Raw genomic sequence first — 13,825 nt, forward strand, 5'->3', positions numbered from 1 at the left:
TAATTCAGTTGTTCCGTTATGTGATCAGTTTCAGACCAACGGCTGCCACCAAAATCATCGTAATAAACAGAATACGCTTCGCTTCTTTCCGTTCACCGAATAGGAACATGCCTGTTAACGTACTGCCGACCGTCCCGATCCCCGTCCACACAGCATACGCTGTGCCCATCGGAATGGACGTCATGGCGTAGGACAACAGCGAGAAGCTGAACACAAACGACACCAGCATAAGTACGATGTATGGCCATCCTTTCTTGGTGGAAGCACCATTAATACCGATTACACCGAAAATTTCACATATCCCTGCACCTACAATTGCCATCCAAGCCATTATACTGCACCTCCTTTGGCTTCTTGCTGATCCGTAACCAGCTTCAGTCCAATTACGCCGCAGAGCAGCAGCCCGATGAGCAATACTTTGGCCAAGCGGAACGGCTCACCGAACAGTACCATTTCTGTAAGGACGGTACCCGCCGTACCAATTCCTGTAAAGACGGCATACACCGTACCCACAGGCAGCCTTTTGGAAGCAGCAATGATTAGCCCAAAGCTGATCACGATGGCAATCCCCGTCAAAGTCCACTCCCAGGCATTCGAGGCATGTTTCAGCCCGCTTACCCAGACAATCTCAATAATTCCACCGATAAATACATATAACCAGTTGCGGTTCATGTTGTTAAATCTCCTTCCGGCACAACGCTTTGTGCCTCTTCGTTCAAATGATGAATGCCATGCCAGAAGACAGGCCAGGATGCTTCCAACCGTCTCTTGTACCGACGTGAGCTTCCATAGATAATCTCCACGGTAATGCCGTCGAGGAACGTCATGAATGCAATGGCAGCCTGTTCTGCGGGAATGGCCGGTATATCTTCATTACGCATTGCCCTTTGCAGCAGACGAGTCAGTGCGCGTTCCATACCATCGATAAACGGATACACTTGATCCATCACTTCGCCATACAGAGAAAGGGGTGGGTAAAAACAATTGCGCAACATCAATCGAGCCGAAGCATGGGCATTGTATTCTTGTTCGAACCAGATCAACAAGCCTTTCAGCCTCTGCTCCAATGGCAGATCCGCATGATCACGAAAATATTCCAGTGTGTGCCTTTTTACCTCGTGAAAAGCAAATGCCAGTGTGTGTAAAAATAAGTCATCCTTGCAGCTGAAATGTGCATATATGGACGGTTTTTTAATCCCGACTTCATCAGCAATAGCTCTCAGAGAAGCCCCCTCATAGCCATCTCTCGCAAAATGGAACAGGGCAGCATCCCGAATGGATTGTGCAGTCATTCAATCACCTTCCTAACGGTCGTTAGGTAATTATATTTTCACACTTTACATCGCCTGTCAAGATGAAAATATCCGCCTGCACAGTAGAGTACAGGCGGATATAACAGGTATGGATGTGGTTTCTGATCAGAAGGTTGTAAGACCCAGAATCAGCTGCAGCTTGTATAGGATACCTTTCAAAAACGTAGTCTTCTCCTGGAACTCATCCAGGTCTAACGTGAACTCGGCATCATTATTATTCCAAATGCGCTCAAAATAATTCGCGATATCAAGTGTGAACTTATTGTCTGGAGGAGCGGCAACCCATAGATCATTCTCCAGATTGTAGTCATTCATGTTTCGTGGTGTGAAGTTGGTTGAACCCCCCAGGACAATATGATCTCCGGTTGCTTTGGCAAGATAGATCATCTTGGTATGGTATTGCTCCTTGGTGGTGTTATACCAGCGGATCTGAATTTTACCGTCGGATTTATCATGCAATTCAGCAGCGACAGGACGGTTTGGAATGCCGATCTTTTCCTGTCCAAAGGCATTTTCATTTGGATCAAGCACTAGCCGGATCTCAGTTCCTCGTTTTGCGGCTTCCAGCAGGGCTTCCAACACTTTCGGTGAGGCCACATAGAACATGCCCATCCACAAGGTGTCACCTTTGCCAGCTTGATTGATCTCATGGAGTACAGCGTCATTCACTTTGCCTTCAGTTAAATAGCGTATTCGCAAATCTCCCGTGTTTGAATCCGAGGAAGGCGCTGTGTAGGCAGGAACCTTACCTCCACCTGAGATGTCGAGTACAGCTTGCTCTGACTGAAGAATATCGCCAATGATTGGACCTGTTACTTCAAATGCAATATTCGAGTGGTAGGCACTCGCATCATGAATATTGCCAGAAGAGACAATGGCAGTCTTCTCACTAACCACAACTTTGCGATGATTTGCTTTCACGTTGAGCAGCTTGAGATAGGAACGGACCGTTACATCCGGACCATCCGTGGCCATCAGGTTTTTGATCCAGCCATCTCCGGATTGACCAAACCATTGGAAGAAGGTCCGCCAGACCGCAGAGTATACTGGAGTTGAATCACGCAAAGGGTCCACATCCGTGATGACCACATGAATGCCTGCTTGTTCCATTTGTTCCAGCAACGGATTGGGTGCTGAGTTATAGTTGGTATTTACTTCATCTGTAATGAACCAGATATCCATATCAGGATGTTGATTTTTTTTGGAGACCAGCGCTTGGGTGAATTCAGTACTCACGGGAGGGAAGTTCTGTCCCTTGTGCTGATAATTATTGAATAGGAACATATCCACCAGGACAAGCTGCTCTGCTTCCTCCACAATTTGCATCATGCGCTGGAAAATCTGCTGCTCGTGCTCCATCTGTCCGTCGGAGGAAGGATAAGTGAGGTCATGCAGAAACTCGACTTGATCCACACGATACTCCGGACTTTCGTAGGAAATGCCCGTTGGTAATGGTTTGTAGGTCTGATAGAGCATGACGGCGATGAGCCATAGGACCAATAGGACGAGTCCTGTTCGTATGTATGGAAATTTGCCGCGTGAAGACTTGCGGTCTGATGTATGGCGGCGTAATGAGACCAACGGTGGACTCCCCCTTCTGTACTTGCTGACTTCTATTACCACACGGATGATAACGTTGACGCACGAGAGACCCGCTAGCATAACGAATGTAGCGGTAAAATGCATATGGCAAAATTGGCATTATGCAATCGACAGGTGTCTGAGCGTTGTGTATAATGAGTGTATTATTTTTGTAGAATGTTAGGGTTTTCATATGCCTGACAAGGACGGGGAACCAATGATATAACCTTTGAAATCTGGACATTTAGGAAAGAAAGTGGGTAATAAGGTGTATTCCATCAAACAAGTCGCTGCCATGCTCGGTATCCCGACGGTGACGCTCCGGGCTTGGGAGAATCGGTATAGTGCGGTCACCCCTGAGCGGACGGAATCGGGTTATCGAATGTATACCGAAGAGAATGTTGCGGATCTGCGCTGGTTGAAAGAACAGGTTGAGCTACATCAGACCAATATTTCGGAAGCGGTACGGATGTTGAAAGTAAGCAAATTAAATCCGCCCGAGGCTTTACCCACGCCGATCATGGCTCCGGTGCCTACGATGGAAGAAGCCTACGCACGCATGGCAGATCAGATCTATGACTCGCTCTACAACTTTCAGGGTGAACGTGCCAATGGTTTGATTGATTTTGGTTTCACCATGTATGGGTATGACTCGATGTTCTATCATGTGTTGGTGCCCATTCTGGTTCGGGTTGGAGATGCATGGGAGCAAGGCAGGGCTTCGGTAGCGCAGGAACACTTTATGACACAGCTGATTTCGCAGCGGTTTTATCAGTTTTTCCATCTGTTCCCGATCTATCCGCATCTGCCCAAAGTTCTGGCGTTGTGTCCGGAAGGGGAGCACCATCAGGTTGGATTGCTGCTGTTCTCTCTCTTTATGCGTAAAAATGGAGCGGAAGTACTATATCTCGGTGCGAACACGCCAGAGGAAGGTGTCTTCCCGATTATTCGGGAGCAAAAGATCAAGTTGGTCTGCCTTTCAATCACAAGCCCAGGGCTTCTTGAACAGTGTGATCAGCTTATAGAGCGGATTAAAAACGAGTTTCCACATATTCGCTTCGTACTTGGTGGAAAGGGCTATGAGCGTGCAGAACATGCTCGTTACCCGCAATGGATTATGCCAGAGGATTCAGCGGATTGGCAATCATGGATAGAACGTGAGTATCTCGCAAATCGACCACCTGGTGCGAGGTTTGGACAGGCAAACAACTAAACATAATCTCAAATGATATGAATAGGTTAGTGAATACAGGACATCCTTTGACGAAAGTGATCAAAGGGTGTTTTTTGTGTTTATAAATGGAGTATCCACGTATTTTGACCAGTGGGTCATTTTTTGGTTTACAAGGTCGTATAATATTTGTATTATATTTGTATAATGTTTTTGCTAGTTACCGCTTAAAGTGTTCTTGGGCGGTTTAATAATAGGTTAGGGGCTAGAGAACTATAGGAATTCCCTACATAGAAAGGTGAGTGGCATGATACCGAATCAACAACGCAAACGTGCAGCTGTCATTGGCGCAGGTCCGGGTGGACTTGCAGCAGCGATGTTATTGTCCGGTCAGGGGTACGAGGTAGATGTGTATGAGAAACAGCCAGTCATCGGAGGGCGTTCTGCCAGATTGGAACTGGGTGAATATCGATTCGACCGGGGTGCTACATTTTTGATGATGCCTCAGCTGATTGAAGAGATGTTCGACGTGGTGGGACGTAAGTTATCCGATTATGTGCATATGAAAGAGCTAACCCCACTGTACGCACTGAACTTTGGTGACAAGGTGTTCACGCCTTCTCGTAATCGGGAAGATACAGCTGCACAGATTAAGGAATTGTTTCCGGGCAATGAAGACAATTACCTTCGGTTCATGCAAGAAGAAGAAGTGAAATTTGGCAAAGTCATGCCTCTGCTCCGTCGTCCTTTTGGCAAGCTGACTGACTATCTACGCAAGGATGCGGTAACAGCTCTACCTAAGCTTGATGTCCACAATACAGTCTATGGAATCTTGTCCCGCTATTTTACAGATGAGCGTCTACGCTGGGCATTTACATTCCAATCCAAATACCTTGGCATGTCTGCCTGGGATTGTCCGGGTACCTTTACCATATTATCGTTTATTGAGCATCACTACGGATTGTTCCACCCCATTGGCGGCGTGAATCGGATCTTCCAAGCCATGGCCGATGTCGTGGAAGAATACGGAGGACGCATACATACTTCCACCCCGGTGAAACAGGTCATCGTTCGCAATGGTCGTGCAGAAGGTGTGTTGCTTGAGAACGGTGAACGCATCGAAGCGGACCATGTGGTGGTGAACGCCGACTTCGCGCATGCGGTGAATCATCTGTTCAAACCGGGCGTGCTTAAGAAATACACCCCTGAGAAAATGAAACGCAAAAAGTACTCCTGCTCTACAGCAATGCTGTATCTGGGCGTGGACGGTGAAGTGGACCTGCCGCATCACTCAATCTATTTTCCCGAGGACTACCGGTTGAACGTTGATGAGATTACAAAGCACAAAATGTTATCAGCCGATCCATCTCTATATATTCATAACCCTTCCAGACTTGATTCGACGCTGGCACCGGAAGGGAAATCTGCTTTATATGTTCTTATGCCTACGCCTAACCTCACCGCAGACATTGATTGGGAGGCAGAACGGGAGAATGTGCAGGAGGCCATGATGAAACGCATGGAAGGCATTCCTGAGCTGGCAGACATACGCAGCCGTATTGAAGAATGTATGCTGTTCACTCCACTCGATTGGGAGACTGAACTGGATGTGTACCGCGGAGCAACGTTTAATATGGCACATAATCTGGGTCAGATGATGTACCTGCGTCCCCATAACGAGTTTGAAGAGTTGAAAAGTGTATGGCTGGTAGGCGGCGGAACACATCCGGGCAGCGGGTTGCCCACGATCTTCGAATCGGCACGGATCAGTGTCAGATTGATTCAGGAAGAGGACGCACGCACACGTTCCAAGCCATCCTCTTATGTGAAGACGGCAGAAGCCAGAGGACATTCATGAAGCGGGCCGCTATTGTAGGGGCAGGGATTGGTGGACTTACTTCTGCACTGTTATTGAACCGTCAGGGATGGGATGTCACCGTGTATGAACGGGGTTCTCGCGTTGGTGGACGCATTGGATATGAGCAGGAAGGGGAATACCGGATCGATCAGGGGCCAACCATCGTACTGCTGCCGGAGATGTTACTTGGCATACTGGAGGAAGCAGGCGTAGATCGTTCGAAGATTGAGTTACTTCGCTGTGATCCGTTATACAGAGTGCATTACCACAGTGGTCGTGTCATGACCAAGATGACCTCACGTGAAGAGCAGACGGCGGAGATTGAGCGTTTGTTCCCGGGAGAGAGCCGGGGATTCACACGATTCATGAAAGATATGGACACGTTGTTCCCGGCAGGCAGGGCAGCGTTTCTGGAAAGGGCTTTTCCGCGCAAAAGGGATTTCTTCACCCCTTCGCTCATGTCACTCATGGGCAGATTGCGTGCACACAAAAGTGTCCGGAAAGCGGTAGGCGATTATTTTGAGCACGAGGAATTGCTTGATGCATACTCACTGCAAAGTTTATACATTGGTGGATCACCGTTTGGGACGCCAGGTATCTATTCCCTTTTACCTTACGCAGAGCATGAATATGGCATCTGGATGGTCAAAGGTGGATATGCAGCATTGCCGGCCATTCTGGAACAGGAACTGATATCACGTGGTGGACGTGTCGTGCTGAATTCGGAAGTGACCGGACTCAAGATTAAAAATGGTGTGTGTGAAGGTATAGAAACGGCAGCAGGCGCTGAAAATGTGGATGCAATTATCTACAATGGTGATTTCCCCCATCTATCAGGTTTGCTTGGACAATCACCAGCGGTAGCACGTAAAAGAAAACCGTATCGTCCCTCTTCCGGATGTGTATTGCTCTATGTGGGCGTGGACAAAACCTGGGAAGATGCAACGACGCACCAGTTCTTCCTGCCACCGAGTCTTGAAGGCAGTTTGCAGGAAGTCTTCAATCAGCGACGCATTCCGGCAAAGTCCTCATTTTACGTATTTAATCCGGTCGCATTGGATGAAACTGCAGCGCCTCAAGGACAGAGTGTATTGTATTTCCTCATTCCCGTACCAGATGCCGAAGGTGTCGACTGGGATCAGGAGAGTGAAGCATTGGCAGAACGTGTACTGGAAGAAGCGGAGCAACGAGGGTTCCCGGGACTTCGTGCAGCAATCAAGTGGAAAAAGGTACGTACACCCGCTGACGCAGAGCGAGACGGGCTCTATGGGGGCGGTAGCTTTGGTATAGCACCTGTACTGTTCCAGTCCGGTGTATACCGACCGCAACCCAAACCATTCCCTAATATAAAGGGATTATATGCCGCAGGAGCATCTGTACATCCAGGTGGCGGAGTGCCGATTGTAATGCAGAGTGCACGTATGGCCGTCAATCAACTCATGAAGGAGATGGGAACATGAATGAAGCGATTTTGAGCAGGTGTGAAGAGTTGATGCAAAAGGGTTCTTCCTCTTTTTATCAGGCCTTTAGAGGGCTGCCTAGTCCACGTCGGGAAGCGGTATATGTCATTTATGCCTTCTGCCGCATGATTGATGACAGTGTAGACGAGCCGGAACATTCGCCATATACGATTCACGAGATCCATGATTTGTTTGATCGACTAGACGAAGCGGAAGGGCACTTTATCTGGCCAGCACTGAGATGGTTGTTCAGCAGTTTCCCTCATCTGGATAAGGGCCCATTTTTCCGTCAGATGGAAGGGCAGCTCACAGATCTTAAAGTAACGCATTATACAACGCTGCAGGAACTGGAGCATTATTGTTATCTGGTAGCCGGAACCGTAGGTGAGATGTTGTTGCCTGTACTTCGGGATGATAACGGAGCGGAAGTAGCCATGAACGGGATTGCTTTGGGTAAAGGGATGCAGATCGTTAATATTATTCGGGATGTTGGTGAAGATCGGGCCAGAGTGCGCCGGTATGTTCCGCTGGAGATCATGGAGAAGCATGGTTACACCGAGCAGGACTTTGAAGACGGAGTCGTGGACGAACGTTTTATTGCCATTGTTCATGAATTAAAAGCTGCAGCATTGAACTGGTTCCGTATAGGCATGGATCGTCTGGATACGTACCCAACGGAAAGTGCGTTTTCCATCGAGCTGGCAGCAGCCTTTTACTCCACCATTCTACACGCGGTTGAACGCAACGATTATGACGTATATACCAAGCGGGCATATGTTAGCGATGAATTGAAACTGGAGATGCTGGGTGCAATTGTGAAACGTTACCCGATGCTGGCCTATCAAGCCTCCCGAACGGCGGTATCCTGATGATCCAGTGGCTTTACTGGGCTTGGTATGTCATTGGAGCAACCTTGATGCTAACGATCGGTGTGCCTGACGTATTATCTTTTTCGAATGGGTTATTTCTAATCTTTTACGCATTGTATGTGCTGGATCTGATCTATCAAGGGCGTAATCGGACAGGCCTGTCCGACCAGTCAGTCATCTGGCTGAAACCCGGACTCTGGATATCCTCTGTGATTATCTGGCTTGGAGGTATGGGCGTAGAGTGGGTAGGCGTTCATACGCATTGGCCTTTTGGCGAGTATGCCTACTCGGACTTCTTCGGGATTCATCTGTTCAGTGTGCCAGTTACGCTGGGTTTCGCCTGGATCGCAGTGGTGGGTAACTCGGCGCTGTTAAGTGGCGGTGGTTCAACCTGGACTGGCAAATTGCTTCGAGCAGTGAAGACCGGGTTCTGGGCAATTGTTCTTGATCTGGTACTCGACCCTGTTGCACATGCGAGAGGATTCTGGGAATGGCAGGCTCCAGGTGGTTTCTACGGTGTCCCATGGACCAATTACATAAGCTGGTTTATCATGGGTGCATTCCTGTCCCTCTTCCTTCCGGCCATGCCTAATGACCGTAGCTCATTGCTGCGTGCGAAATGGTTGTATCAGCTGTTTATTCTTCTGTTCGGCCTACTTGCCCTAAAGGAAGGAATTACGGGCAGCTTTATCATCGCCATTGCTGGTGTGCTTCTTGCCGAAGGGAGCTGGCTCTATGATTCGCGCCGTAAAATCAAAAACGTTTAATCGTATTTTTGCCTTATACAATCACTATTATCTGCTACGTCGGCGCTTCCGCTCCTTCACGCTCACAGGGTCACTGGACCCGCAGGTGGACATCAGGGACAACTCCCCGATTGAACCGACTCGTCCGGTGATCTATTTCATGAACCACAGCTCCTGGTGGGATGGTCTGCTGCTCTATCATGCGGCCAGGCAGACATCGCGGGGTGATCATTATGTGATGATGGAGGAGCAACAGCTTCAGCAATATGCTTTTTTTCATAAATTGGGTGCGTATTCGATCAATAAGGCGAGTGCGTCCGGTATTCGGACCTCTCTACAGTACACCAGTGAATTATTGGATTCAGGTAAAAGGGTCTGGATTTTTCCCCAAGGAGAAATATTGCATCAGGAGGCCAGACCAATTCAGTTCCGTCCAGGCATCGGATTGTTGCTTCGTCGTTCTCCGAATGCCATCGCCGTACCGGTAACCTTGTGTCATGGGATGGTCCAGCATGATTTACCGGAAATATCGATGCAGGCGGGCCCAGCTGTGATGGAAGACTGGAAGGCGTTGAAGAGTGAAGAGATTGCCGCCAGACTCGGCCATGTGCTGGAACAGCAGTTAGACGATCATAGATCAGAGCTTATACGGATGGGGCAGGGAAGTTTGCCAGATGCGATTCCACTGATTCGTCATGTACGTTCGACAAGTGAAAAATACGATGCCACGCGAAAGCGGGTGAACCGTTAGCATGAATGCATCTGAAATCTTCTGGATTGTGCTTACCTGCATATTGGGCATACAGTTGTTGTTCGCTCTATGGAACGTTTCCTGTCTGCCCAAAGTGCGTTCATTCCGAGCAGACCGAATACAACCACCAGACCTGCTGGTCTCGGTACTGATTCCAGCCAGAAATGAAAGACTACATATTGAAGGATGTCTGGAAAGTGTGCTCGCGAGCGATACGTCGGGATTCCGGATGGAAGTATTGGTGCTGGATGATCGCTCCGAAGATGAGACAGCGGCCATGGTACAAGCGATTGCGGATCGGGATGCACGTGTGCGTTTGCTGCATGGCGTTGATCTTCCCGAAGGCTGGATGGGGAAATCCCATGCGTGTCACAGGCTGGTTCAGGAGGCCAAGGGAGAATGGTATATGTTCGTGGATGCGGATGTGCGTCTGGAGCCAAGTGCCATTCGGCAGACTCTTGCGGCAGGGTGTGAGCAGAGCGGGGGTCTGGTGACCGGTTTTCCTTATCAGGTAACGAAGACGTGGATGGAAAAGCTTGTTGTACCGATGATGGTCTTCACCATCATCAGTCATCTGCCCATTTTCATGATACGCAGATCATCCAGTCCGATGTTTGTGGCCGCTACGGGGGCTTTTTTGCTGATTCATCGCTCCAGTTACGAAGCATCCGGCGGTCATGCTGCCATTCAGGCGCATCTGGTGGATGACATGAGTCTCGCCAAAGCAGTCAAGCGCGCAGGTCATCCGGTGATGCTGACAGACGTGCATGACGTAACAAATACCCGGATGTATCAGAACGGGGCAGAAGTATGGAATGGATACAAGAAAAATATGTACGAAGGTATGGGGCGCAAAGACGTGCTACTTCTTGGTACGATGCTGATGTATACGCTAATGTATATTGTGCCCCCGCTAGGCTTGATAATTGGACTCCTTATGGGCAGTTCGATGTTCGTTCTGTATGGACTGTTGGGAACATTATTAGGTATGGCTGTGAAAAGAGTAGCGGATCATGCTGGCGGACAACCCTGGTGGCTTGCCCTTCTGCAACCGGTCAGCATGGCCTGTGTCATTGCCATCGGAATTGCTTCCTGGCAGGCAGGCCGCTCCGGCAAGGGGTATGTATGGAAAGGTAGGCGGTACAGTTGAGAGGTAACGTCATTATAATCGGTGCAGGTTTTGGAGGTCTGTCGTGTGCGATACAACTGGCTTCACAAGGTGTGCAGGTGACCATTCTGGAACGGCAGAAGCACGTAGGTGGCAAGCTGCAGCAGATTGAGCGGGACGGGTATCATTTTGACCGTGGACCGAGCACGATCACGATGCCATCGACCTTTCGTTCAGTCTTCGACCATGCGGGAGTAGCGATGGAAGATTACGTACAATTATATGAGTTAGAGCCGCGCACACGTAATATTTTCGCAGATGGCACAGTGGTAGATTTGTCAGGTAATCGTGGGTGGATGAAGGAGCAGATCGCGGCGTACAGTCCGGAGGATGCGGCTCGTTATGATGCGTTTATGGATGAGTCTGCTGCACTGTATGCGGAAGCCAATCGTCATTTTCTGGGTAAGTTGCTGCTGTCTCCTTCTGACAAATACAATCTTCAGATGCTGCGCAGCCTGCTCCGCGTACGCCCAACGGTGAAGCTGGATAAGCTGCTACGTTCATATTTCCAACATCCGCATACGCTGGCTATGTTCGGACGGTACGCGACCTATGTGGGATCATCACCGTATCAATCGCCTTCGATCTTTGCCATGATGGGTCATGTGGAAGCAGAAGTCGGCATCTACGGGGTAAAAGGCGGGACCTGTCAACTGATCGAAGGAATGACCCGGCTGGCACGGGAAAAAGGCGTACAAATTATTACCGGCATAGAGGTCCGGCAGATTGTTGTTCGGAATGGCAAAGTGGCAGGCGTGGATACAGATCAAGGTTTCCGGGAAGCCGATCAGGTCGTTGCCAATGGAGATGTGCTTAGCGTGAATCGACTGCTGCTCGCACCGGAACATCGGAAAGAGATGAGCGATGCCCGCATACAGAAATATGAACCATCCATCTCGGGATTTGTGACGCTGGCAGGTGTGCGAAGGCAATATGATGCACTGCTGCATCATACGGTTTTTTTCCCGGAACGGTATGAACTGGAGTTCGACCATATTTTCCGTGACCGTAAAATGCCCGAAGATCCGACGATCTATATCTGTTATTCCGGTTATTCGGAAGCGGGCATGGCTCCGGCGGGAGCCAGTAATCTGTTCATTCTGGTCAATGCCCCCTATTTGTCGGATTCATGGAATTGGGAGCAGCAGACGGAACGTTACGGAGCGTTTGTGCTGGAACAATTGGCAGCGCGGGGAATTAGCGGGTTGAATGAATCCGATGTGCTGATCCGGTACACACCGCGAGATATCGAACGGGATACCTTGGCGCATCAAGGGTCGATCTACGGCATCTCGTCCAACTCCGTGAAGCAGACCTTCATGCGACCGGGCAACCGAAGCAAAGATGTACAAGGTCTCTGGTACGTGGGCGGAACCACGCATCCAGGCGGTGGAACCCCGATTGTAACGTTGTCCGGACAGCTTGTTGGTGAGCAGTTGGCATCTGAAATCTTGAGATAGTTCGTTGTGCAGGATGATGGAGTGAAAATGTGTTTTGTTGATCCATGTGCGTGTGTATCGTCTCTGCTAACCAGCTTCGAAGATGCGACAGATGATCCGTGTTTTTGAGTAGACATAAGATAGTGGTGCTCCGAGATTTAAGTGAGACATTTGGTGTCGGGGCATCCTTTCAATAGATGGTTTGGAACGTTATACTGGATAGAGTTAAACTGCTGAGCTGCAATGCTTATAGGATTAATGTTTTTGTCTTTTGCAAAAGACGTATATACATAGAAGCTAGGAACAGGCAGGTTATCCTGTCGATCCGCACGATTCTCACATAGGAGGTCTCATCATGAATGAACAAGAGCGAGCCGGCGAACGGCTGCTTCCCGAAGTGGCTACGGGAGAACGGAAGCTAGAGCACGTGCGCCTCTGTCTTGAGGAGAATGTGGCAGGAGAAGGGGTAACCAGCGGTATGGAGCGGTTTGCGTTTCGCCATCACCCACTGCCGGAACTGGATTTTGAAGAGGTGCATCTGGAGACTTCGTTTATTGGCAAAAAAGTACGCACACCCTTGCTCATCAGTTCGATGACGGGTGGAAGCAAAACAACGGGCGCCATCAATGAGCGCCTCGCCCGAGTAGCAAACGCCAGAGGCTGGGCGCTCGGCGTAGGTTCGATCCGGGCTGCCGTAGAACAGCCGGAACTGGCGAGTACCTTCGATGTGCGGCGCTGGGCACCGGACATCCCGGTCATTGCCAACCTGGGCGCGGTGCAGCTGAACTATGGCTTCACCACGGCTGATTTCCAACGTGCCGTAGATATTGCGGGTGCGGACATGCTCGTGCTTCACTTGAACACGTTGCAGGAAGTTTTCCAGCCGGAAGGTAATACTAACTTCAGCGGGTTATTTCAACGGATTGAGAACTTGTGTCGTGAGCTAGACGTGCCTGTTGGCGTAAAAGAAGTAGGTTTTGGCATCGATGGCGTGACGGCTCAACGCCTATATGAAGCGGGTGTCTCGTTTATCGATGTAGCCGGTGCAGGTGGTACAAGCTGGGTACAGGTAGAGAAGTACCGCAACAATAACCCGGTACGCCGGGCAGCAGCTGAAGCTTTTGCCGACTGGGGCATTCCCACGGCGGAGTGTATTCAGGAAGTACGAGCGCTGAACCCAGCGGGGGCCCTGATTGGCAGCGGTGGACTGCACACTGGTGTGGATGCGGCCAAAGCCCTCGCGCTCGGCGCGGATCTCGCTGGTTTCGGTCGATCTCTGCTCGAATCCGCAGTCGCTTCGGATGATGCGCTGAATGAGCGGTTGGAACAGGTTGAATTTGAACTGCGTACGGTGATGTTTGGCATTGGTGCAGGGCAGATTGAAGATCTGAAGCAGACGTCACGTCTGGTGGAACGGCGTTAACATAAAGATTTGAATTATGAAAAGGTGTAATGTTTCGTCTTATATA

General features: G+C 49.6%; 13 protein-coding genes. 9 read left to right on the forward strand and 4 right to left on the reverse strand.

Going from position 1 to position 13,825, the window contains the following annotated elements:
• Window positions 1-16: 16 nt before the first annotated feature.
• The 4 genes from ACDJ59_RS28590 to ACDJ59_RS28605 all read right to left on the reverse strand — a co-directional run bounded on the left by ACDJ59_RS28590 (window position 17) and on the right by ACDJ59_RS28605 (window position 2,894).
• Entirely contained in the window at window positions 17-331 is a 315-nt protein-coding gene (locus ACDJ59_RS28590) for a DMT family transporter (protein ID WP_413407002.1), read from the reverse strand.
• Window positions 331-672, reverse strand: a complete 342-nt coding sequence (locus ACDJ59_RS28595; protein WP_017691902.1) for a DMT family transporter — start codon at window positions 670-672, stop codon at window positions 331-333. The genes ACDJ59_RS28590 and ACDJ59_RS28595 overlap by 1 nt, the downstream gene beginning before the upstream one ends.
• Window positions 669-1,292, reverse strand: coding sequence for a TetR/AcrR family transcriptional regulator (locus ACDJ59_RS28600; RefSeq protein WP_413407003.1), 624 nt, complete (start codon window positions 1,290-1,292; stop codon window positions 669-671). Before ACDJ59_RS28600 ends, ACDJ59_RS28595 begins: the two co-directional genes overlap by 4 nt.
• A gap of 126 nt (window positions 1,293-1,418) precedes the next feature.
• On the reverse strand, window positions 1,419-2,894 hold the full coding sequence (locus ACDJ59_RS28605) for a phospholipase D family protein (protein WP_413407004.1): 1,476 nt from the start codon (window positions 2,892-2,894) through the stop codon (window positions 1,419-1,421).
• A gap of 268 nt (window positions 2,895-3,162) precedes the next feature.
• Here ACDJ59_RS28605 and ACDJ59_RS28610 point away from each other — a divergent pair, with 268 nt between their 5' ends.
• The 9 genes from ACDJ59_RS28610 to fni all read left to right on the forward strand — a co-directional run bounded on the left by ACDJ59_RS28610 (window position 3,163) and on the right by fni (window position 13,779).
• Entirely contained in the window at window positions 3,163-4,107 is a 945-nt protein-coding gene (locus ACDJ59_RS28610) for a MerR family transcriptional regulator (protein ID WP_413407005.1), read from the forward strand.
• Between the two features lie 265 nt (window positions 4,108-4,372).
• Entirely contained in the window at window positions 4,373-5,923 is a 1,551-nt protein-coding gene (locus tag ACDJ59_RS28615) for a phytoene desaturase family protein (protein WP_413407006.1), read from the forward strand.
• Complete coding sequence (locus ACDJ59_RS28620) at window positions 5,920-7,383, forward strand: phytoene desaturase family protein (protein ID WP_413407007.1); 1,464 nt, start codon at window positions 5,920-5,922, stop codon at window positions 7,381-7,383. The genes ACDJ59_RS28615 and ACDJ59_RS28620 overlap by 4 nt, the downstream gene beginning before the upstream one ends.
• Window positions 7,380-8,252 (forward strand): phytoene/squalene synthase family protein, encoded by an 873-nt coding sequence (locus ACDJ59_RS28625; RefSeq protein WP_413407008.1) that lies wholly within the window; start codon window positions 7,380-7,382, stop codon window positions 8,250-8,252. The genes ACDJ59_RS28620 and ACDJ59_RS28625 overlap by 4 nt, the downstream gene beginning before the upstream one ends.
• The gene (locus tag ACDJ59_RS28630; protein WP_413407009.1) at window positions 8,252-9,019 is read left to right on the forward strand and encodes a carotenoid biosynthesis protein; all 768 of its coding nucleotides are present in this window, start codon (window positions 8,252-8,254) and stop codon (window positions 9,017-9,019) included. Before ACDJ59_RS28625 ends, ACDJ59_RS28630 begins: the two co-directional genes overlap by 1 nt.
• Window positions 8,988-9,749, forward strand: a complete 762-nt coding sequence (locus ACDJ59_RS28635) for a lysophospholipid acyltransferase family protein (protein WP_413407010.1) — start codon at window positions 8,988-8,990, stop codon at window positions 9,747-9,749. Before ACDJ59_RS28630 ends, ACDJ59_RS28635 begins: the two co-directional genes overlap by 32 nt.
• Before the next feature lies 1 nt (window position 9,750).
• The gene (locus ACDJ59_RS28640) at window positions 9,751-10,899 is read left to right on the forward strand and encodes a glycosyltransferase (RefSeq protein WP_413407011.1); all 1,149 of its coding nucleotides are present in this window, start codon (window positions 9,751-9,753) and stop codon (window positions 10,897-10,899) included.
• On the forward strand, window positions 10,896-12,377 hold the full coding sequence (locus ACDJ59_RS28645) for a phytoene desaturase family protein (RefSeq protein WP_413407012.1): 1,482 nt from the start codon (window positions 10,896-10,898) through the stop codon (window positions 12,375-12,377). The genes ACDJ59_RS28640 and ACDJ59_RS28645 overlap by 4 nt, the downstream gene beginning before the upstream one ends.
• A gap of 334 nt (window positions 12,378-12,711) precedes the next feature.
• Window positions 12,712-13,779, forward strand: coding sequence for a type 2 isopentenyl-diphosphate Delta-isomerase (gene fni / locus ACDJ59_RS28650; RefSeq protein WP_413407013.1), 1,068 nt, complete (start codon window positions 12,712-12,714; stop codon window positions 13,777-13,779).
• Window positions 13,780-13,825: the final 46 nt, after the last annotated feature.

The organism is Paenibacillus amylolyticus (assembly GCF_047302515.1).
GTDB lineage: Bacteria > Bacillota > Bacilli > Paenibacillales > Paenibacillaceae > Paenibacillus > Paenibacillus amylolyticus_G.